23 protein-coding genes are annotated in these 21,886 nt (G+C 46.5%); 11 read left to right on the top strand and 12 right to left on the bottom strand.

The window, feature by feature from the left end:
- The first annotated feature begins 33 nt into the window (after positions 1–33).
- Positions 34–765, top strand: a complete 732-nt coding sequence (gene pyrF / locus BK127_RS00360; RefSeq protein WP_076227386.1) for an orotidine-5'-phosphate decarboxylase — start codon at positions 34–36, stop codon at positions 763–765.
- A gap of 143 nt (positions 766–908) precedes the next feature.
- Entirely contained in the window at positions 909–1,565 is a 657-nt protein-coding gene (gene pyrE / locus BK127_RS00355; protein WP_076227383.1) for an orotate phosphoribosyltransferase, read from the top strand.
- A gap of 160 nt (positions 1,566–1,725) precedes the next feature.
- On the opposite strand, the gene mtnB is transcribed toward pyrE, so the two are convergent.
- The 7 genes from mtnB to BK127_RS00320 all read right to left on the bottom strand — a co-directional run bounded on the left by mtnB (position 1,726) and on the right by BK127_RS00320 (position 9,251).
- Complete coding sequence (gene mtnB / locus BK127_RS00350) at positions 1,726–2,373, bottom strand: methylthioribulose 1-phosphate dehydratase (RefSeq protein ID WP_076227380.1); 648 nt, start codon at positions 2,371–2,373, stop codon at positions 1,726–1,728.
- On the bottom strand, positions 2,370–3,032 hold the full coding sequence (locus BK127_RS00345; RefSeq protein WP_076227377.1) for a 2-hydroxy-3-keto-5-methylthiopentenyl-1-phosphate phosphatase: 663 nt from the start codon (positions 3,030–3,032) through the stop codon (positions 2,370–2,372). The genes mtnB and BK127_RS00345 overlap by 4 nt, the downstream gene beginning before the upstream one ends.
- Positions 3,029–4,345, bottom strand: a complete 1,317-nt coding sequence (locus BK127_RS00340) for a 2,3-diketo-5-methylthiopentyl-1-phosphate enolase (protein ID WP_076227374.1) — start codon at positions 4,343–4,345, stop codon at positions 3,029–3,031. The genes BK127_RS00345 and BK127_RS00340 overlap by 4 nt, the downstream gene beginning before the upstream one ends.
- A gap of 17 nt (positions 4,346–4,362) precedes the next feature.
- Positions 4,363–5,229 (bottom strand): pyrroline-5-carboxylate reductase, encoded by an 867-nt coding sequence (gene proC, locus BK127_RS00335; RefSeq protein WP_076227372.1) that lies wholly within the window; start codon positions 5,227–5,229, stop codon positions 4,363–4,365.
- Positions 5,230–5,288: 59 nt separating this feature from the next.
- Positions 5,289–6,566, bottom strand: coding sequence for a glutamate-5-semialdehyde dehydrogenase (locus BK127_RS00330; protein WP_076227369.1), 1,278 nt, complete (start codon positions 6,564–6,566; stop codon positions 5,289–5,291).
- A 22-nt stretch (positions 6,567–6,588) separates the two neighbouring features.
- Positions 6,589–7,722: a glutamate 5-kinase gene (gene proB, locus BK127_RS00325; protein WP_076228318.1), complete on the bottom strand. Its 1,134-nt coding sequence runs from the start codon at positions 7,720–7,722 to the stop codon at positions 6,589–6,591.
- A 323-nt stretch (positions 7,723–8,045) separates the two neighbouring features.
- Positions 8,046–9,251 carry a pyridoxal phosphate-dependent aminotransferase gene (locus BK127_RS00320; protein ID WP_076227366.1) on the bottom strand — a complete coding sequence of 402 codons (1,206 nt, stop codon included), beginning with the start codon at positions 9,249–9,251 and terminating at the stop codon, positions 8,046–8,048.
- Positions 9,252–9,472: 221 nt separating this feature from the next.
- On the opposite strand from BK127_RS00320, the gene BK127_RS00315 reads away from it, so the two are divergent.
- Entirely contained in the window at positions 9,473–10,273 is an 801-nt protein-coding gene (locus BK127_RS00315; protein ID WP_076227364.1) for a class I SAM-dependent methyltransferase, read from the top strand.
- A gap of 102 nt (positions 10,274–10,375) precedes the next feature.
- Positions 10,376–11,179, top strand: coding sequence for a carbon-nitrogen family hydrolase (locus tag BK127_RS00310; RefSeq protein WP_076227362.1), 804 nt, complete (start codon positions 10,376–10,378; stop codon positions 11,177–11,179).
- Here the strand turns inward: BK127_RS00310 and BK127_RS00305 are convergent.
- Both BK127_RS00305 and BK127_RS00300 read right to left on the bottom strand, forming a co-directional pair.
- A complete protein-coding gene (locus tag BK127_RS00305; RefSeq protein WP_076227359.1) occupies positions 11,176–12,075 on the bottom strand; it encodes a LysR family transcriptional regulator in 900 nt (299 codons plus the stop codon). The genes BK127_RS00310 and BK127_RS00305 overlap by 4 nt on opposite strands.
- Positions 12,076–12,225: 150 nt before the next feature.
- Positions 12,226–13,257, bottom strand: coding sequence for a DUF3231 family protein (locus BK127_RS00300; RefSeq protein ID WP_076227357.1), 1,032 nt, complete (start codon positions 13,255–13,257; stop codon positions 12,226–12,228).
- 170 nt (positions 13,258–13,427) lie between these two features.
- On the opposite strand from BK127_RS00300, the gene BK127_RS00295 reads away from it, so the two are divergent.
- The 4 genes from BK127_RS00295 to BK127_RS00280 all read left to right on the top strand — a co-directional run bounded on the left by BK127_RS00295 (position 13,428) and on the right by BK127_RS00280 (position 16,343).
- Positions 13,428–13,844, top strand: a complete 417-nt coding sequence (locus BK127_RS00295; RefSeq protein ID WP_076227354.1) for a phage holin family protein — start codon at positions 13,428–13,430, stop codon at positions 13,842–13,844.
- Positions 13,841–14,632, top strand: coding sequence for a DUF1906 domain-containing protein (locus BK127_RS00290; RefSeq protein ID WP_076227352.1), 792 nt, complete (start codon positions 13,841–13,843; stop codon positions 14,630–14,632). Before BK127_RS00295 ends, BK127_RS00290 begins: the two co-directional genes overlap by 4 nt.
- Positions 14,633–14,791: 159 nt before the next feature.
- Positions 14,792–15,040 (top strand): YolD-like family protein, encoded by a 249-nt coding sequence (locus BK127_RS00285; protein ID WP_256711125.1) that lies wholly within the window; start codon positions 14,792–14,794, stop codon positions 15,038–15,040.
- A gap of 274 nt (positions 15,041–15,314) precedes the next feature.
- Positions 15,315–16,343: a HoxN/HupN/NixA family nickel/cobalt transporter gene (locus BK127_RS00280; RefSeq protein ID WP_076228315.1), complete on the top strand. Its 1,029-nt coding sequence runs from the start codon at positions 15,315–15,317 to the stop codon at positions 16,341–16,343.
- Between the two features lie 272 nt (positions 16,344–16,615).
- On the opposite strand, the gene BK127_RS44445 is transcribed toward BK127_RS00280, so the two are convergent.
- The gene (locus tag BK127_RS44445) at positions 16,616–16,726 is read right to left on the bottom strand and encodes a sporulation protein YjcZ (protein ID WP_218638988.1); all 111 of its coding nucleotides are present in this window, start codon (positions 16,724–16,726) and stop codon (positions 16,616–16,618) included.
- 199 nt (positions 16,727–16,925) lie between these two features.
- Positions 16,926–17,093: a sporulation histidine kinase inhibitor Sda gene (gene sda / locus BK127_RS00275; protein WP_083688949.1), complete on the bottom strand. Its 168-nt coding sequence runs from the start codon at positions 17,091–17,093 to the stop codon at positions 16,926–16,928.
- A 263-nt stretch (positions 17,094–17,356) separates the two neighbouring features.
- Between sda and leuC the strand changes: the two genes are divergently transcribed.
- Positions 17,357–18,775, top strand: a complete 1,419-nt coding sequence (leuC, locus tag BK127_RS00270) for a 3-isopropylmalate dehydratase large subunit (RefSeq protein ID WP_076228313.1) — start codon at positions 17,357–17,359, stop codon at positions 18,773–18,775.
- Between the two features lie 31 nt (positions 18,776–18,806).
- Positions 18,807–19,433 carry a 3-isopropylmalate dehydratase small subunit gene (gene leuD, locus BK127_RS00265; RefSeq protein WP_076227348.1) on the top strand — a complete coding sequence of 209 codons (627 nt, stop codon included), beginning with the start codon at positions 18,807–18,809 and terminating at the stop codon, positions 19,431–19,433.
- 137 nt (positions 19,434–19,570) lie between these two features.
- Here leuD and serS read toward each other — a convergent pair whose 3' ends face one another.
- Positions 19,571–20,881 (bottom strand): serine--tRNA ligase, encoded by a 1,311-nt coding sequence (gene serS, locus BK127_RS00260; RefSeq protein ID WP_076227345.1) that lies wholly within the window; start codon positions 20,879–20,881, stop codon positions 19,571–19,573.
- 454 nt (positions 20,882–21,335) lie between these two features.
- Here serS and BK127_RS00255 point away from each other — a divergent pair, with 454 nt between their 5' ends.
- Complete coding sequence (locus tag BK127_RS00255; protein WP_076227342.1) at positions 21,336–21,716, top strand: DUF2294 domain-containing protein; 381 nt, start codon at positions 21,336–21,338, stop codon at positions 21,714–21,716.
- Positions 21,717–21,886 lie beyond the last annotated feature (170 nt).

Genomic DNA, 21,886 nt, shown 5'->3' with positions numbered 1-21,886 from the left:
GGAACGCAGTATGAATCAGGAGGCGATAGGGGAATGACAGTACCAGCAAAAGTAGCAGAACGTATTATGGTGGCACTCGATTATGCGGAAGCCGGTCAAGCTCGTCAGTTAGTGGAAGCGTTACAAGGCATTCCTTGCTATATGAAGGTAGGGATGCAGTTATTCTACAGCGCGGGTCCCCAGTTCGTGCTCAGCTTGAAGGAACAGGGCTACAAGGTGTTTTTGGATCTGAAGATGCACGATATACCCAACACGGTAAAAGGCGGCTCTGAAAGCATCACAAGGCTTGGAGTTGACATGTTTAATGTGCATGTGGCTGGCGGTAAGCAAATGCTGGAGTCAGCTATGGAAGGTGTGGATAAGGCACTAAATGGTGGTACGCATTCTCTCGCTCATCCGTTGGTTATTGGCGTGACACAGCTGACAAGTACAAGCCAGCAGGTAATGAACGAGGAAATAGGGCTTGCAGGCTCCGTGGAAGCAACAGTTCTTCGTTATGCGGCCTTGGCACAATCAGCTGGACTGGCTGGAGTTGTCGCTTCTCCATTAGAGGTAGTTCGCATCAAGGAAGCCTGCGGTTCTGGTTTTGTAACTGTAACACCGGGTATTCGTCCGGCAGGGTCAGATATTGGCGATCAGTCACGAGTATTGACACCGGCAGAAGCTTTTGCACAAGGTACGGATTTTATCGTAATTGGAAGGCCAATCACGGCTGCCCAGGACCCTCGTGGTGCACTGGAAAGTATTATTGAGTCGATCCAATAGATGGTATCGAAAGCTATTGCAGCTTGGCCTTGCCAAGAGGTTGCATCGACAAGTTGTGTGGTACCAATTGTATGATGGCAGTGTAACAAGACATAGATGGAGCCGGTTCACCACTAATTGACTATCTAAGGAGCGATGTATTTATGAGTACCCAATCAATTAAGACGAACCCACAGCTTGCCGAGCAAGTAGCCAGTTCTTTACTGCAGATCGGTGCGGTAGCACTTCGGCCTGACCAACCGTTCACCTGGACATCAGGACTCAAATCACCGATTTATTGCGATAACCGTCTTACGATCTCGTATCCGGACATTCGTGAGGCGATAGCAGAAGGTTTTGCTGCTCTGGTTCGTGAGAATTTTCCAGATGCGGAAGTTATTGCAGGGGCTGCTACTGGCGGGATTCCACACGCGGCATGGGTAGCTCAAAAGCTGAACCTGCCAATGGTTTACGTTCGTGATAAAGCGAAGGGACATGGCAAGGAGAACCTTATCGAAGGCAGCATTCACCCAGGACAAAAAACCGTTGTTATCGAGGATCTGATCTCTACGGGGGGCAGTTCATTGAAGGTTGCGCTCGCCGTAAATGATGCTGGAGCGAAGGCGCTGGGTGTGCTTGGTATCTTCTCTTATCAATTCGAGAAAGCAACCGCAGCATTTGAAGCGGCAAATATTCCATTCGAAACCTTAACCAATTATTCCATTTTACTGGATGTAGCGTTACAACAGGGCAGTATTCAGCAGCGGGATCTCGAAGCCTTGAGATCATGGAGCAGCAATCCAAGTGAATATGGAAGATAATTGAATTTATCATAACTTCTCTATAGAAGTAGGTTCCTTAGATAACATCAGTGTCGAGAAAAAGCCCCAACTTCTGTTACCGCCAGTCATCACTGAGCGTCAACAAAAGTTGGGGCTTTTTTTAATTAAAACCATGTGTGCCTATGGAGATTGTTTGGAACTATTTTTTTAATAACTCCATACGGTAGACGTATTCGAACAAAAACTCGAAAGCTTCCAGATTGCGTTTGGCTTCAAAGCAGTTGGCGCCCCATGCGTAAATACCATGCTTGCGCAGCATAATGCCTGGAACCTTGGGTACGATTGCACCTTCCACCAGCTCAGCAATTCGTGGGATGTCCGCATAGTTAGGGAGAATAGGAATTTCAATATGAGCTTCCTCATCCCAAATGTTGAAGGCTTTGATCAATTCGACGCCATCCACCGGGATCGATTTGCGCTCCCAGAACAGCTCCGAGACGATATTGTTGAACACGGTATGTACATGCAGAATAGCGCCACAGCCAGTTAAACGATATATCTCTTTATGGATCAAAGTTTCTGCTGAAGGCTTCAGCCCAGTAGCTTCTGTCGGCTTGCCATGTTCATTGACCAACAAAAAATCGGATGGTGTATGTACGGACTTATCTTTACCGCTCGCGGAAATCGCAAAGGTAAATTGGTCAGGTGCAAAATCACCAACACGGATCGAGAGATTGCCGCTTGTTGCTGGAAACCAGCCTTTGTTGGCCAAGGTCGTCTTAATCTCGCGCAGCTCGGCGAAAGCCTGCTGCTTATCCTCCAAGCGAAGCTCAGCTGGATTTGTCATTGTACGCTCATCTCCTCTAAACGCTGGATTACCTCATGAAAATTATCAAATGGGAAATAATTCAAACCGAGCTCACTGCATAGATCAATCAGATGGGAACGGGCAAATACGGTTTCAACGAGCTTTGCGCCTTCGAAATCGGTCACGCTGTCCCCTATCAGGATACGTTCGTAATTATCAGGGGAATAGCGTCGTATAATCGTCGTTTTGCACATACCGCAGTCATTGTGACAATGCTCATCGCAAGCATGCGGCCATACAATCTCGATATGGCTTCCATTGAAATTACTGGCGTTGCAATAAATATGGTCATGTGGAATCGGAAAGGCTGACAATACCGGATACACGAAAAAATCGATGCCGCCGCTGGTCACATAAAATTCGATGTGCTGCTCCTTACAGTAGGCTAATAGCTCAGCGAAACCTTCCCGGATCGTCACGTTATTGATTGCATAATCGACGACTTCCTGTCTGCGTGAGGTTGGCAGTAAAGCAAACATTCGCCCGACACCTTCCCGGATCGTCATTTTCTTCGAAATCACCTGTTCGACCAATGACTCCCAGCCTTCCGGCTTAAAGTGCTTCATGATCGCTACGATATTGTCATTGACAGTGATCGTACCATCGAAGTCGCAAAAGATAATACGTTGACGACTCATGATTCTCTAAGCCCCCAGGCTTCAATCGCGGCGTTAAGCTCAGGATGCTGAAGGGCGTATGTCTTGAGGGATTGACCTGCCAAGCATCCATCTATCGCTTGGCGAAAAGCATGGCCGCCAGCAACTGTACCCATCGGGTGACCATGAATTCCTCCGCCAGCGTTAACGATCGTTTGATTGCCAAAATCCTTCAGGATGAGTGGAACCAATCCCGGATGAATGCCTGCGGATGGGACCGGAAAGCTGCTGCGCAGAGAAAGTGCCTGATGTGAGGATGATTTACCATTTTCTTTGATTGTACGCTCACTATTTTGTGAATTAAACACGTAATCGGCCTTGTTTTCGGTAAGCAATGCTTGCTTGATCGCCATATTTTCTTCACGCGGCATTACGACAGAACCGTAAGGGGATGGGAACAATACGATATCAGCTCCCGCCAGACGCATCAACTTGCCTAGCAGGACATTAGCCGAAATTCCATGATATGCTGAAGGATACAAGGCTCCAGCCATTGCCGGATGGGCCATGATGGGCACCTTGATGTCAGGATGGCGGCTAAGTTCATTCAGTACATCGAAGCCATAAGCCAATACATTGAACAGCAGGGCATTGGCACCAGCTTGAATCGCTTTACGTGCTTGATCCAGCAGACTGAAGGTTGGACCTGTCAGATTAACGGCATACAGCAGCTTTTGTCCGGTTTCTTGTTCGGCTTGTGCCGCAGCCTCCATGCACACCTCAACCCGCTTTTCCAAAGGAGTAAGAGGGTTTTCGAACAAAATTTCATCGTCCTTAATCAGATCGACTCCACCAAGCGCCTGCAAATAAAATTGCTCACGAAGTGTCGGCAAATCATGACCGATAACGGATTTGAAAATACTCATCAGGAGAGGCCGATCTTGTACTCCAAGCAGCTTGCGAACGCCCTCGAGACCAAATTTCGGTCCTTGGAAGCCGGATAAAAAATTCTCTGAGAATGATAAGTCGATTAGCTTGATTCGACCATCCATCGACAGCTTGCCAAATACCGTCACGAGTAGTGCCGGGATGTCACGGCTGAAGTTCAAGTCTGGATAAGCGATCTGGATATCAGCGTACCGCTCAGAGGCGGTTTCTCCACTGCTGCTGTCGGGTTCATGAACGTCAACGCTAATCACTTTACCGAGATGCCGCTCCATATCTGCCTTTTTAGCTTCGGGTAAATCGGTCCAGCTGCCTACGGTCAAGCCAACGGCGATACCGAGCGCTTTTTTATTGAAATCAGCCTTTTCGTCATAGCAGCGATAAGTTGCTGAACAGTAAGAATAAGACAAGAGCTTCACCTGCTTAATTAGAATTTGATTTCACTTGCCTGCGCACTGATCGTTTTGCCAAGCTCATTGGCACGTTCTGAAGCACGTAAAACAGCCTTCGTCACCCCAATAGCAAATTGATGCTGGTCCAGCATTTCAATGGCTGCTTGAGTGGTGCCATTTGGTGAAGTTACCTTCCGACGGAGATCAGCAGGTGCTTCACCGGTTTGTTGAACCATTTGCGCTGCACCGAGCACGGTTTGGATCGTAAGCTCTTTGGCAGCTTCCGGCGTGAGACCGCCCCGAACACCACCTTCGATCATGGCTTCCATCAAATAATAAATGTAAGCTGGTCCGCTTCCTGACACACCGGTTACAATGTCCAGTCTGGCTTCCTCAACAATCGTGACGATGCCTGTCGAAGCAAACATTTGTGTAGTGAGCTCCTGCAGCTCAGACGTGACACTTTTTGAAAAGCTGATGCCAGTTGCTCCGAGCCCGATAGCGCTCGAAGTGTTCGGCATAGTACGTGCGATAGGCTGACCTGAAGTGCCAAGTATCATTTCCATAGTCGTGATGGATAAACCTGCGATAACGGAAACTAACAGCTGCGAAGGCTTTAATAACGATTTGATCGATAGGAGTCCTTCAATAGCATCCTTGGGCTTAAAAGCTACAACAACAACATCTGCAGCAGCAATCGCTTCAGCACGCTGCTCTGCATCGACTGCAAGGCTAACCCCGTAATTTTGCTGCAGGAATTGCAGACGGTTTACATCGGAGCGATTCAGTACGGTAATTCGCTGTTTATTGCTGTTTTCATCAGCGGTGAGTCCGCGTAAGATCGCTTCGGCCATCGAGCCGGCTCCGACAAACGTAATACGAGCTGTAGATAAAGACGTCAATGTAATTTCTCCTTTAATTAAAACGATTCGTCGAGTCGAGACTGCTTGAACACGTTCTACTAGCCGCGGATTTGTCCATTGCCCAAAACACGGAATTTCGTAGAGGTTAATGCAGGAAGTCCCATCGGTCCGCGCGCATGCAGCTTTTGTGTACTGATGCCGATTTCAGCTCCGAATCCGAATTCGAATCCATCAGTAAAGCGAGTGGAGGCGTTATGGTATACCGCAGCCGCATCGACTTCCTGCAGAAACCGTTCCGCGTTGGCTTCGTTGGTAGTGACAATACATTCGGAATGCTGGGTGCCATGGAGACGTATATGCTGTAGAGCTTCATCCAAAGAGCTTACGATTCGGATATTCAAAATATAGTCGCTGTATTCCGTATTCCAATCCTCGTCAGAAGCGGGTTTGATTGCTGAAAACAGGGCTTGAGCCTGCTTGTTGCCACGCAGCTCGACATTGTTGGCGATAAACTGCTCAGCGATCGATGCCAAGTGCTGTTCTGCAAACCGTTCATGCACAAGCATGGTTTCCATCGAGTTGCATACGGATGGTCGCTGCACTTTAGCATTGATAGCGATTTGCAGAGCCATTTGGAAATCGGCGGTTTCATCTATATAAGTATGGCAAATTCCAGCGCCCGTTTCAATGACAGGAACCGTTGAATTTTTGACAACATTCTGAATCAGAGAGTGTCCACCGCGTGGGATAAGTACATCCAGCAAGCCATTTAACTTCAGCATTTGGTCTACCGAGCTCCGGTCAGGATCTTCGATTAATTGCAGGCAGTCGGCAGGGATATCGGAGCGGGTGAGTGCTTCATGAAGAACCTCTACGATACGGCGATTGGAGGATAGGGCTGCAGATCCTCCACGCAGCACGACCGCATTGCCGGTCTTAAGACAAAGGGCAGCCGCATCAACGGTGACGTTTGGACGAGCCTCATATATAATCCCGATGACACCGATAGGTACACGAATTTTTGTAATATTCAAGCCGTTGGGACGCGTTGTTTGTTCTAATATATCACCAACAGGATCTGGCAGCGCCACAACCTGACGCAAGCCTTCTGCCATGGCGGCAATACGGTGCTCATTCAGAGCAATACGATCCAACAGGGAATCGCTAGTCCCGTTTTTCCGCCCAAGATGCAGATCTTCAGCATTAGCTGTTAATATGGAGGGTGTCTCTTCTATAAGAGCGTCAGCTATCAAGAGCAGGGCGGTATTTTTTTGTTCAGTTGTTAGCAGGCTTAAACGGGGAGCAGCTTGTTTGGCTAAAGTTGCTTTTTGTACGACCTCGCTGGTTGTGATTGTTTGTTGATCCAAAGATTCCATAGGGAGTTCCTCCTGAGAAAGTTTATTTGTGGACGGATAGGGTGATCCATTCATCCCGATGAATCACTTCGATCCGAGGGACCTCAATTCGTTTTTGAACTTCCTCCGTACTAAGGCCTGCGACAGCTTTAAGCTGCCAGATCGTGTAATTCACAACACCTCTGCCAATGATTTGTCGTTGGTTATTGATTACTTCCACCACATCGCCTGGGTGAAAATCACCTTCAACCTCGGTTACTCCTGCGGGGAGTAAGCTTCGGCCACCGTCAACAAGCGCGATCTCAGCTCCAGCATCGACCATAATATGGCCAAGCGGCATGGAGTGGAAGCCAAGCCATTGTTTTTTCATAGGCAAATTGTGCTGACTCGTATCAAAATAAGTGCCTTTGCCCGTGTTGCTGGCAGCTAGCTCCAAATCGCCATCCTCGAGGACACGACCAACAAACACGGGAACACCGCCGCGCATTGCGATCCTGGCTGCCTCAATCTTGGAACGCATACCGCCGGTTCCCACAGACGAGCCGGAGCCTCCGGCAATACGAATCATTTCTTCATTGATTTCCAGCACACGTTCAATTCGCTTGGCATCCGCATTTTTGCGTGGATCTTCCGTATAAAGACCATCTGTATCGGTAATGATGATAAGCTGTTTGGCTTTGACCAGGTTAGCGACGAGAGCGGATAGCGCATCGTTATCACCAAATTTCAAGTTGAGCTCGTCAACCGCTACAGTATCGTTTTCGTTGATTATCGGGAGTATTCGATGCTTTAACAGCTCCTCAATCGTCATGGTTGCGTTATGGATTCGTTTGCGGTTGGAAAAGTCCGAACGTGTCAGCAGTATTTGTCCGACACCAATTCCATGAGCGGCAAAAGCTTCGTTGTAGGCTTGCATCAGCAAGGCTTGCCCGACTGCTGCGGATGCTTGCTTTTCATGAACATTCTTTGGACGAGCCGTGTAACCTATTTCCCGAAAACCTGCAGCAACAGCACCCGAGGTCACGAGCAGCAGCTGAAAACCTTGTCCATGCAGGCGTGCCAGCTCGGCGGCAAAAAATACGATTTTACTTCGATTGAGCCCTCCCTCATCGGAGGTAAGAGAGCTGCTTCCAATTTTCACTACAATGGTTTGATACTGCACAGTTCCATCACTCATTTCCCGATTAATGCACAAAAAGCCCCCGTCCTCTAAGGACGAAAGCATGAACTTCCGCGGTACCACCTTAATTGATGATGAACATCCAACTTAATAGGCCTTAGGTAACAGCAAGGCAGGCCGTCCAGCTCGTCACTGGCCGTTCCGGGGCGGGTTCGATAAGTCTTCGCGGTAAATTCTTGCAGCCAGTGGAATTTACTCTCTGTACACGGGGGGCTTTCTACTAATCCCATCATAACGTTTGCTTTTTATAGCATAGCATGAGGCCATTCGGTTGTAAAGGAGCAAGCGTTCGCTAGAAACCGTTAATGGACAGAACCAAATTAATCAAACAAGTGCAGCTTCGCGATCCGCTCGACGGCTTCCTGCAATCGGGGTTCCGGTGCCAGAAGTCCGAGTCGGACGTAGCCTTCGCCGCTTTCACCGAATCCGATTCCGGGTGCTACCACGATCTTGGCCTGCTCAAGCAGCAAATCGGCGAGCGATGCGGAGGTGTGGCCCTTAGGTACAGGCAGCCACGTAAAGAAAGAGCCTTGTGAACGTTGTGCCTTCCAGCCAATCTGATCCAGAGAGCTGTATAATGCATCACGACGACCTTGATATGTAGCAAGCAAGGAGGCGACACAATCCTGTGGACCCGTTAGAGCAGCAGCGGCAGCGGCCTGAATACCGCCAAACAGACTGCAATAATAATGATCCTGAATGAGATTAATTAAACGGACAAGCTCTTTATTACCGAGTGCAAAGCCGACTCGCCACCCTGCCATATTATAGGTTTTGGACAGTGTATAGAATTCTATTCCCACTTCCTTGGCTCCTGGCAATTGCAAAAAGCTGACCGGTTTGTGACCGTCAAAACCAAGTGCACCGTAAGCAAAATCACTCGCAACCACAATACCATTTTGCTCGGCAAAGCGAATCGTATCTTCATAGAACGAAGCCGGTGCTGAGGCTCCTGTAGGATTGTTCGGATAATTAATGAACATCAGCTTGGCTTTGTTAATATCCTCTGCGGACAAAGCACTGTAATCTGGCAAAAAAGCGTTGGACTCGCGCAAAGGCATGAAGGCCATTTTGGCTCCGGAAAGCGCAACTCCTGACCAGTAATCCGGATAGCCGGGATCGGGAACAAGACAGACGTCGCCTGGATTAAGCAGGCATTGGCTTATTTCCACAAGTCCCGTTTTACCACCGAACAAGATGGCAACCTCGGTATCCGGGTCCAGATCAACATTATAATCTTCTTTATACCGCTTGGCGACAGCTTGCTTAAGAAAGGGGAACCCGTTGAAGGGCGGGTATCGATGATACAGTGGATTTTCGGCAGCAACCTGTAATTCCTTGACGATATGAGCAGGAGTAGGTTGATCCGGATTGCCTTGTCCCAAGTTAATGACGTCATGGCCTGCAGCTATTTGTGCGTTAGCTTTACTTACGAGAGTAGCGAAAAACTGGGTAGGAAGCTGCTGCATACGCTGTGCTGGCTGAATGGAAAACGCGGGTTTACTTGATGAAGAAGCTGAACTCATCTATAGTCACACTCCAGTAATTGTATAGGATAAGGGTGAATTGCCCAGATAGCCTAAATGTAACATGAAACGCAAGCAGTGTATAGAAGTAAGTATGGATAATGCGTTACGCTATTGTTATTTGGGTTACTCTGATGGTAAAATGATACCAACCAAAAGTTTCATTCAACAGTATTTAGTTTCATCTAATGAAATGATACTGAATGAAGGAGGTTTGCTAGATGTCCATTGATTTTCACGATCCGAAGAACACAACCAGCTATACCAACCGAAGTGTGGATAACGACTGGAAGCAATTGATAGCCAGTAAGGTCGATTTAAAAGGAATTCAGGCTGCAGATGTTGGCTGTGGAGGTGGCATTTATAGCAAGGCTCTAATCGAAATGGGTGTGGAATCAGTCGTTGGTGTGGATTTCTCGCAAGTGATGCTGGAGGGAGCCACGGCTTATGCTGACAGTCATCCGAACATACGATTTCAGCAAGGAAACGCGCTGAGCACAGGCTTGGACGACGAGAGTATTGATCTTGTGCTGGAGCGGGCGCTCATTCATCATCTTTCATCAGATGAGCTAGCAGGCTGTATGAAGGAAGCTAATCGGATTTTGAAACGGGACGGTGTGCTTATTGTGCAGGACCGGACACCTGAGGACTGTGCGTTAGCTGGAAGTAAAGAGCATGTGCGCGGCTACATCTTTGATAAATTCCCAAGTCTATTGGTACAGGAAAGCAGTAGACGTCACAGTTCTGACCATGTACTGGCCGCATTAAGGACAGCTGGCTTTAACCAAGTGCAGGAGATTTCGCTTTGGGAAGCGAGGAAATCTTACCATCATTTTGCGGAGTTGCGAGAGGATCTGCTGCTGAGGACTGGACGTTCGATTTTACACGAATTGTCGGATGTGGAATTGGAAGATTTAATCGACTATATCCGGCAGCAGTTGACTGCAGAAGGCATGGAGGCTCTCGACAAACCACTTGTGGAACAAGATCGATGGAGCTTATGGTTCGCCCGAAAGGATTGAAGTTCAGTGCATCATCGTCTATGATGAAATCACGACTATATACGAATCCACACACAATGACGCCATAAGTCGTTATCATATAAATCATAAAGGGTGAAGGATATGACTTTAAATAATCGGAAATGGAACCTTGCTTTACTACAAATGGACATCGCAATAGGAGAACCCGAGCTAAATTATGCGAAGCTTGAGAAGCTGCTGAATCAAGCTGTTGAGGGCGAGACGAAGCCGGATGTCATAATATTTCCAGAGATGTGGAACACGGGCTATGCGTTGGATCGTATTCAAGAGCTAGCAGATGAAGAAGGGCAACGTACACATGCGCTGCTGTCGGAATTTTCTCGCAAGCATCAGGTGAATATCATCGGGGGGTCTATTGCCGAGAAGCAGGGCAATCAGATATACAATACGATTTATGCGTACAATCGTGAGGGCAGCCGCGTAGCGGATTATTCCAAAATTCATCTATTCCGCTTAATGGATGAGGAAAAGTATTTAGAGGAAGGCAGCCATATTGGACAGTTCGAGCTTGACGGAGTATCCTCCGGCATGATGATCTGTTACGATATCCGGTTCCCTGAGCTTTCCAGAAAGCTGGCTTTAGGTGGAGCGCAAATTGTGTTTGTACCTGCGGAATGGCCAAACCCGCGATTGCACCATTGGCGCACTTTGTTGATGGCGCGGGCTATAGAAAACCAAATGTTTGTCGTTTCCTGCAATCGTGTAGGAATCAGCGGGACCACCGAATTTTTTGGGCATTCAATGGTCGTTGATCCTTGGGGAGAAGCGCTTGCCGAAGGGGATGAGACGGAGCAGGTCATTCGCGCTCAGATTGATTTGGCACTTGTAGATGAGGTGCGAAGCCGTATTCCGGTTTTCGAAGATCGGCGACCTGCGTTATATTAATTTTTGATGACGTCATGGAATGTTTTCATAAAAGCGCCTACGGCTTTAGATAAGTAGCGACCTTTGCGGTAAGCGATAACGAGTGTGCGTGTAGGCTTGGTAGTAAGGGAAAGATAAGCTGGAGCGTGTTCGCTCCAACCACCTCTGGACACCATATGCGGAACAAAAGCAATTCCCATTCCTGCTGCTACAAGTGATTGCACAGTCTCTATATTGCTGCTCTCAAACACGATGTTAGGCTTGAAGCCGGATTCTGCACAAAGCTCCAAAGCAATCTGGCGGAAGCCCTGTCCTTTCTTAAGCGCGATGAACGGTTCGTCGCGGAGTTCCAGGATGTCTATGGTTTGCTGTGGTGCGGATGCTCTTGCTGCCAATCGATGGTGCTGGGGAACTGCGAGCAGTATTTCTTCCTCAATGATGGGCTCATAGGTCAGAGACTCATCCTGGAGCGGGATCGACAGCAAGGAAATATCGATCTGTCCGTTGGCTGTCATTTGCTCCAAATGCGCAGATGTCTCTTCCATCAGCACAATTTCGATTTCTGGATAATTCGCTTGGAATACAGGCAGCACCAGCGGCAGTACATGGGCTCCGGTAATAGGCAAACTGCCAACGACGAGTCTCCCTTTGCGCATTTGAGAAATATCCTCCATTTCACGCTTTAGCTGCTCAATCATGTCAAGAATCGTTTGTGCCTTTTCTACAAACAAGGCTCCGGCATAGGTCACTTCGACGGAGTTGGTTGTCCGCTGAAACAGCAGCAAGCCGATTTCCTTTTCCAGCTTGGAAAGCTGTTGGCTGAGAGATGGCTGGGCAATGTGCAGCTTTTCAGCCGCTCTGGAGAAGTTTTTGTCAATTGAAATTTGCAGTGCATACTGCAGCTGTCTGAGTTCCATAAGAATGCTCCTTTATATAGCAAAGCTATCACATTTATAATCGTTTCCTATTAAGCTTATTCATATTATACAGGAAACAATCTAAACAGCCTACTATCCATTATTGGAGAGCAGGCTGTTTTTTTTGTGTCTTTAAAGGGATAACTCGGTTCAAGGTGTAGCCAGCTTGTTGCGGTCGGGTGCTTGTGGTGGTTGTTCCATCCACCCATGCTCTATCATGATTTCGGCTCCATCCTCAGCAAAAGCAAGAATCTCAGCCGTCAGACCAATATAATGGGTGGACAAATCCTTTCTGGTACTCATACCAAGATTCGTTCCATAATGAGCGATTCCTGAGGCGTTCAGCGCTGAAACTTGAAACATCATCATTTTATCTGAAAATGGGGGTGCGGTTGAATTTGTCGGAAGTGTGTCCCACACACTCGCTGATGGAATGAATTCCTTACTCAGTATCGAACCGAAAATTTCGACATGCTTATCTGCAATATTCCTTCCCCGCATCATATAATTACGAATTTGCTGTGTCCCTGCCGTTTGACTGAAACCCATGAGTAGAGAACGACCCAGCTGGTTTTGGATCAAATTAAAATAGAGTCCGGATATTTCGATCACATTGAGTGGTCTTTGCGGGCCAAACCATGTATCCATGTAGCTGTTTTTCTGGACATATTCTTTGGTTGTAGGGCTTGGAATGTAAGGAGCTCTTATAAAAGTCCCTTTTGCAAGCAAAGCATCTGTAGACCGGTTAAATATTTGTACCGATTCATTCAGACAGTCAGTGAAATATTGGCTGACATCCGACCGTGCAGAATTAGAAAGAGCCATCGTATACTGGCGCATCCCGACTTTACCGATGTTTTCAATATAGAACAAGTAAAAGTCATCGGTGTACAAGCGAGGTGCCTGGTGGGTATCAATGCCTTCTTGGAAGCCGTCAGGTATAGGAATATTGCCTTTTGTAAAAAAAGCCTGCAGCTTCTGAACATGTTCTTTCGATTGTTGATACGCGAATTCAAGTATGGATTGGGTTTCCGGATCTTCGACATGCTGCAAATAAACTCCTATGGTACAAACAGCCAATGTATCACTTAGATAGGAGGTCCAAAGGCTGGCTATTTCAGCTGATGTCAGTTCTACTTTGTGTTCAGTTTGAGGTGAGGGCTGAAGCTGTGTAGGGGTCATTGCTATGTCCTCCATTTGTAGATTTGTATGTCTAGGATTCTCAAAAATTCAGAAAGTATGCTTCCTGCCGCTACAGTAATTGCTGATGCTGTCCAATCCAACTCTAGCAAATCTGAATATATTGTATGGAGCGTACATGCCTTGCCAGCGGAGGAAAGGGGGAGCCACTTTTGACCAGAGAAACGGCCTTCAGCAGTATCGTGGCGATAACAGGTCTAATTGTAAATGCATTTCTGGGAGGCTGGGATATCGGTTTACAGCTGTTGATTTTTTGTATGGTAGCTGACTATATAACGGGCGTTCTGGGAGCAATCAAGCAGCGTAATTTGAATAGTGAGGTCATGTTCTGGGGGGGAATCCGCAAGAGTGTGATTCTCGTTGTTCTGGCACTTGCAGTTATGCTGGATGAGCTGGTGGGCAATGCCGCACCGATATTTAGGACACTGGCCATTTATTTTTATGTTGGTAGAGAAGGATTATCGATCGTTGAAAATTTGGGGGTTATTGGTGTGCCGCTACCACACTTTATTACCAAAGTGCTGAAGCAGCTAGAAGATAAAGGGAAAGGGGAGGAGGATAAGAAATGACCAAGGGCTTTGATTGTGCAACACCGCTGACGGTAGCTGTCACTGCTGCTTTTCGGTCACAGAATTTTGAGTTTGTTGCCCGTTATCTGGTTCCCAGCGGCTGGAAGGCGCTGAGTAGGAAAGAAGCGGAAATCATCACAGAGGGTGGACTGCAAATTGTATCCGTATTCGAAACAACGGCCAACCGGCCTCTGGACGGTCGGGAAGCCGGTTTAAATGATGGGGCAACGGCTTTACAGCTTGCCATTGATATCGGGCAACCGGCAGGAAGTGCGATTTATTTTGCCGTGGATTTCGATGCCACCATTGCGCAGATGAATACAATAGCAGACTATATAGCTGCTGCAGCTGAGGCAACGCCAGGATACTACACGGGCGTCTATGGCTCCTATGCGGTGATTGAGGAGATGTACAAACGCGGCGTTTGTTCCCGATTCTGGCAAACCTATGCCTGGAGCGGCGGGAAGAAGTCGGAGGTTAGGAACATTTATCAGTATCAAAATGATATAACCTTAAACGGAATCAATGTGGATTTGAACGAATCGTACGGTAAAGAGGGCTGGTGGAACACCAATGAAATCCCTGAGGAGGATGAGATGAATATGCCGATGAAGCTGGAGCAATGGCAATGGGATATGCTGTACCAGGTGCTGGGAGCCGCCTACAATGCGGACCAGCTTAGCTGGGAGTGGATGCAGAAGATTGTGGACAAGACATTGACGGTGACGGAATTGGTATTTCTGAATACCGTATTGGATGGTAGGGTGGACCGTGGAATTAAGGTATAACTGTTTAATCCAATAGGTAACGAGATACCCAGGATATTAGGACCGCGTAAGCTGCGGTTCATTTTACATAAAAAATTCATTTTGGCTCTTGCGCGTTCGTGTTGTGTTCGTATAAAATATGTATAGAACGAATGTTCCTATAAGTGGGAGGTAATGAAAATGATGAATGTAGCAAAGCGACCAGAAAGAGATGAGTCCGATCTGGAAGAATTGGGAGATAAGCTGGGTGAAGCGAAGCATGAAAGAAGCGAAATGCTGCTGACTGTATGGGGAAAGTCCGAGGTAATTCGTGGGCGGATTGTGGAGTTGGATGCCAACACCCGAAAGGTTCATGTAACCCAATTTGGCGGTGAGATGGTGAAGATCCCGTTCATGGACATAATGAGGGCTGAAAACTCCGGTGCCTGAGGTTTTGAATACATTGTGTATGCGTCGATGATACGAGAATAACTTGTTTCATACGAAAAGTTAGCTATGAAGCTATATGAGAATCTGAAATTATTAGGGCTGACTTCATATGCAGGTTCATATGGAAAACGGCTGAGTCACATATACTAACCAATCGAGTCCTTTTGGGTTCGATTTTTTTTGTTATGGATATGTTCAAAAAGCAATTATCGTGTTACATTCTAATATATTCGTAGCACCAAATAATAAACAGGAAAGCCAGGTAAAATAAATGATGAACAAAGATAATCTCGGGCAGAGTAAGTCTTGGATAGGTTATTCTGGTGCTGTTCTTATTCTTCATATTATGGGTCTGATGTTTTTATATGTAGCGGCACGTAACAATCCAGCCCTCTGGGGGATGGGACTGCTTGCTTACACGCTTGGACTCAGGCATGCCTTTGATGTGGATCATATTGCCGCTATTGATAACACCGTCCGTAAGCTGGTGCAGCAAAAAAGGAATTCACTTGGGGTTGGTTTTTACTTTTCATTGGGACATTCCTCGGTGGTGCTGCTCATGGCGATTGTCACTGCTTTTTCGGTTAAATGGGTACAAAGAGAACTGCCGCAAATGCAAGAAATTGGTGGCTTGATAGGCGCTTCCGTGTCCGGATTGTTTTTACTTATTATAGGTCTCATCAATCTTATTGTACTGATTCAATTATTTCAGTTATTTGTTCAATTTCGTAATGGCGCGCACAACCAGGATGAATTTGAGAGACTTCTCGAATCCAGAGGATTTTTCTCTCGGCTCTTAAGACCTCTTTATAAATTTATAACCCGCAGCTGGCACGTGTATCCGTTAGGTTTTTTATTTGGTCTTGGATTTGATACCGCAAGCGAGATATCGCTTCTTGCGATTTCAGCTGGAGCCGCCAAAGAGGCCATGCCATTTGTCGGTGTACTTTCGTTCCCTATTTTGTTTGCTGCGGGGATGAGCTTAATGGATACGGCAGATGGGATGTTCATGACCAAGGCTTACAGCTGGGCGTTTTCCACACCTCTTCGTAAGCTTTACTACAATCTTTCCGTTACTTCACTGGCTGTCGTCGCGGCCCTACTCATCGGTATGGTTGAACTCTTGCAGGTGCTTTCCGAAAAATTGGGCTTGAACGGTGCTTTTTGGAGCTGGATTCAGGACCTTGATTTTGGATCACTGGGGTACATGCTGGTTATTTTGTTTGTTCTAGCTTGGGCTATTTCAGTTGGTATCTGGAAAGGCATGCGTCTTGAGGAGCGGTGGGGGCCTGGAAATGTGTGAGAGCACCCCCGCTAACGATTTTGTTAATGGGGGTTTCATGTTGAGGATCTTCTACTCTTTCTCTTTATTCTTTTCAGCTTTGTTACTTTTTTTGTCAGATGTCCGTGTGGTTGTGTTTTGAGCTGCATGTCCCTGTTGCTTACCCATTTGTGTGTCCCTCCTTAATTGGCATGGGCTTATTATTGGTCGAGAAAGTTAGCGTTATCCAGTATGTAAATAGTTACTAGTGAAAAACCGCCTCCATAATGTTATGGTAGGCGGATGAATAATCTTTAGATAAAGGCACGGCTAATAATTACCAGCAAAATGAACAATACAAGAATCGCCCCAGTAGATGTTCCGAGCCCGTAACCTCCGCAACTACCACCAACTCCTAATCCCATATGTCCCCCTCCTCTCGCCTTTCCTTTTGTATATTATGAATGCCTGCGGCTCTTGGATTGGACCTATCAAAGAAATGTATGTTCTAATCTTGCTTGATTTGTTGAAGAGCCGTGAAAGCGAGACCCGCTAGCAACAAGCTAACGGGCCCCTACCGGTGAAGGGCTAGATGCCTTTCGCTCTCAAATTTTTATTTCTTGATTACTTCTGGTTGTCTTCCTGCCGCGGCTGAATGCTAATATTTCTTCGTGCTAATTCCCTTTCCAATAATTCAATAAATTCTTTATCTACGTGATGTTCGAGTTCGATTGCCATGCTGTAGTAAACAAGCAAATCCTCGTTATTCAGCTTTTTTAGTATTGAAATCAATCTCCCTGTAGCGAAGGCTCCTATCCCTCCACCTATAAGCAGTATGAATGATTTGGGAAAATATAGGTGTTAAAAATTGCACAAATCTTTTGGTTTTTCTAGTGCTTGAGTACAAGGTACGTAGAGTAATGTTTTTTCTTATGCTTATTCGATTTACCTATCAATATTATAGCTATTATATCTTGGAACAATGAGTATAGAAATGATAGGATTGGATAATGAAGTACCAAGAGATATTTATTCCTGATAATGAGGTGATACTGATGGCAAAAACGTTGTTCGAAAAAATTTGGGACAATCACGTAATTCATCAGGAAGCAGGCAAACCAAGTATTATTTATATCGACCTGCATCTGGTACATGAAGTTACGTCCCCGCAAGCATTTGAAGGGCTTCGCCTGACTAACCGCAAGGTTCGCCGTCCTGATCTGACTTACGCTACTATGGATCATAATGTGCCGACGAAAGATCGTTTTAATATTACGGATCCAATCTCCAAACAGCAAATCGATACCTTGTCACAAAACTGTAAGGATTTTGGCGTTACGTTGTTCGATCTTGATAATATTGACCAAGGTGTCGTTCACGTTATGGGACCTGAGATTGGTCTTACACACCCAGGCAAAACCATCGTGTGCGGTGACAGTCATACGTCTACTCACGGTGCATTTGGCGCCCTGGCATTTGGTATCGGTACAAGTGAAGTTGAGCACGTTATGGCAACTCAATGCTTGCAGCAGTCCAAAGCCAAAACGCTTGAAGTTCGCATCAACGGCAATTTGAAGCCTGGCGTAACTGCAAAGGATTTGATTCTTGGCGTAATCGCTAAGTATGGTACGGATTTCGCAACTGGCTATGTTATTGAATATACAGGTGAAGCGATTCGTGGTTTGTCTATGGAAGAAAGAATGACTGTATGTAACATGTCCATTGAAGGCGGCGCAAGAGCAGGTCTGATTGCACCGGACGAGATTACTTTTGAATACCTGCGTGGTCGTCAATATGTACCACAGGGTGCTGCTTTCGACGAAGCTGTAGACAGATGGAAAAAGCTGACTACCGATGATGGCGCTCAATATGATTGGGTTGTTGAATTTGATGCGGAAAGCCTGATCCCGCAAGTGACCTGGGGAACAAGTCCTGGTATGGGAACCGATGTAACCGCGCTTGTACCGGATCCACAAAGCTTTACAACTGAAAATGAGCGTAAAGCTGCTGAAAAAGCAATTGAATATATGGGCTTGACACCGGGTACTCCGATGACTGAGCTTGCTGTTGATTATGTCTTTATTGGCTCCTGTACAAACGGCCGCATCGAGGATCTTCGTGCAGCGGCAGCGATTGCTCAAGGTTATAAGGTATCACCTACTTTGACAGCTATCGTCGTTCCCGGCTCCGGTCGTGTGAAGCTGCAAGCGGAAAGAGAAGGTCTGGATCAAATCTTCACAGAAGCGGGCTTTGAATGGCGTGATGCTGGCTGCAGCATGTGCTTGGCGATGAATCCGGACGTATTACAACCGGGCCAACGCTGCGCATCGACCTCCAACCGTAACTTCGAAGGACGTCAAGGACGCGATGGACGTACGCATCTGGTATCTCCTGCAATGGCAGCAGCGGCTGCGATCGAAGGTCATTTTGTTGACGTTCGCGATTGGAAATTTAAAGTGAAGCAGCAAGCTTAATTCAATAACGTGATGTGAGGAGACGAAATCCATGGAACCATTTATCAAGCATACGGGCCTTGTGGGTCCGGTTGACCGTGTGAATGTAGATACAGATGCAATTATCCCAAAACAATTTTTGAAACGGATTGAACGTACAGGATTTGGACAGTTTTTATTTTTCGAATGGCGTTTTACCCCGAAGGGTGAGGTTATCCCTGAGTTTTCTTTGAACCAGCCGCGTTATCAGGGCGCTTCCGTTCTGATTTCCCGTGCTAACTTTGGATGCGGTTCTTCCCGTGAGCATGCTCCATGGGCGATTCAGGATTTTGGCTTCAAGGTTGTTATTGCACCTTCGTATGCAGACATCTTCTTTAACAACTGCTTTAAAAACGGAATCCTGCCGATTAAACTGAGCGAAGAGCAGGTCGAAGAACTGTTTCAGCGTACAGCGAAACAAGAAGGCTATAAGCTGACTGTAGACTTGGAAAGCAAAAAGCTGACCGACAATCAAGGTCTTGACATTGATATCGAAATTGATGAGCATCGCCGTCAATTTTTGCTGCAAGGCTTGGATGATATCGGCTTGACGCTTATGCATGAAACAGATATCACAGCTTATGAGCAAGCACACACAGCTATCCTAAGTACAGTTAAGCATGAAGAAGCCTACAAATAATTAGAAGTTCATACAAACAGGCTGTCTGGTACATTACCAGTACAGCCTGTTTTTTATTGTATGAAGGGGCTAGAATCAACTCAACTGCGAATGATTTGCTCAATCTGATGCTAAACAACTAAACAAGTTGTCATCCATCATACAGGGCTGCTTGGCACTAGTGTCTCGATTCCATTCATATAAGGCTGCAGCGCCTTGGGAATGTAGATGGAACCGTCCTCTTGCTGATGATTTTCGAGCAGTGGAATAAGAATCCGTGGTGAAGCAACGGCTGTATTGTTCAAGCTGTAGCAATAGGCAAGCTTGCCCTCGGCATCCCGATACCGGATCTGCGAGCGTCGGGTCTGGAAGTCGAGCAGGTTGGATGACGAGTGGGTTTCACCGTATGCCTGTCTGCTGGGCATCCAGGTCTCAATATCGTACTGTTTATACGTTTTTTGTGACATATCGCCCGTGCACACGGTCATAACCCGATAAGGCAGCTCTAACAGCTGTAATAACTGTTCAGCATTGTGTGTGATTTCCTGCAAAATAGCATCAGCCTTCTCCAGACTGGCTTCACAGAGAATGACCTGCTCGACCTTGGCAAATTGGTGAACACGATATAGACCGTGCACATCCCTTCCTGAAGAACCGACCTCATTACGGAAGCAGGTGGAGACGGCAGCCAGACGGATCGGCTCTGATACATCGACAATCTCGTTGCCGTAAAACGCGACAAGCGGAACCTCTGAGGTGCCAACCAACCACTTGTCTTCACCTTCAATCCGGTAAGTCTGATCCTCCCCAAGCGGGAAAAATCCGGTGTTGGTGAGTGCGGTGCTGCGTACAAGCAGAGGAACCTCCAAAAGTGTAAAACCTTTTTGCAGGAGCAGGTCGAGAGCTAGCTGCTGTACAGCGCGATGGAGCATGGCTCCTGCACCTTTTAAATAATAGTTGCGGGTTCCGGCTGTTTTGACACCACGGGGGAGATCAATGATTTCGTGAAGCTCACCTAAGGCAACATGATCACGAAGCTCGAAGTCGAATTCCGGTGGCTCCCCATGAGCGCGAATTTCGATATTATCTGCATCTGAAAGGCCGACCGGGGTATCGGGTGACACCAGATTGGGAACGAGCTGCAGGAGACTGTGATAAGGCTGCTCCACATCGGCAAGTCTGGCTTCCATCACGGTTATTTGGTTATTAATCTCCTTAACCGTCAATTTTAATTGCCGGGCTTCCGGGGTATCGTGGTTGTTCCCGTTGGCTGTATGGTTCTGAGTGATCGCTTGAAATTGCAGTGTGTGCTTGTTTCGACTCTGCCGCAGCTGTTCCACCTGTTGAAGCAGCTTTCGTTTCTGATCATCCCATTCAAGTAATTGTGCAATGGATACGTGAATTCCTTTCTGATCAGCTACTTCCTGCAGCCTATCCTTGTTGTCCCGGATTGTTTGAATATTTAACATGACACCGCGCTCCCTATAAGTTAGAATGCAAAAAACGCCCTCATCCCATGGGACGAGGAGCGTTGTTCTCGCGGTGCCACCCAATTTGACCAGACAGTATAGTGCTGTCCGATCTTCTCTGGTTCCGCGATAACGGGCGGTCCGGTTAACTTAGGGAGAACAGGTCATCATGCAATGACCTTGATTTCCTTGACGAGAACGCCTCCGAGTTGGAATCTCTTCATCGGCTTATTGTTCGGTAATTTACGAGCATGTAGTCTGATTATAACCTAAAAGAAAGATTTTTTTCAATAGAGACACCGAAAATGGATGAAAATACCAAAATGAAAGGTGGATTTCAGGAAATAACGAAAATACCCTTGATATATACCCAATCTTCATATAATATTAACTTACATAAAACGAATAAAATCTAATTCGACGTTATATTACCTGACATTGGGTTTTTGGGCTGATGAGAAGTGCAATAATCGTTATAGAAGGTGATCACATTCTTTCACTAGATACTAATGAAGGCAAGAAGCAGCTGTGTCACATTTATAATGATATTTCCAAGGAGCTATTCGGTTTTGGAACAACCTTATTAAAGGTTACCTTTGATAATCAATTAATTACATTTGTAGCCAGGCATCGCCGCTCACCCCGATCCGCAGCATTAGAGGGGGAAGCACCCAATCTTAAGTATGAGGTCGATTTTTATATGTCTTCGATTTATAAGAAGAAATTAAAAGAACGGCTGGAAGAAGAGCTTAAGCTGGATATGGAAGCTGTTTTGAGAGATTACGATCCACATACGCAATGGGCGATTACGAACATCATTGTCAGACAAGCTTAGAATGAATCGAATATGTGAACGATCTCTTTTGATCTATCTTAAGAGATAGCCACCTTTTTTCCCAACAAATATCGCTTTACTTTGTTTACAAAGAAAAGTGTTCTTGTTAGAAGCTTTTATTCTACCAGGAGTACTTTTCTTTTTTATTTTTATAGCTTGCCAAACTAACA

This window comes from Paenibacillus sp. FSL H7-0331 (genome assembly GCF_001956045.1).
Note: the sequence above shows the minus strand (reverse complement) of the source record. Positions and strands in the feature narration are given on the sequence as shown.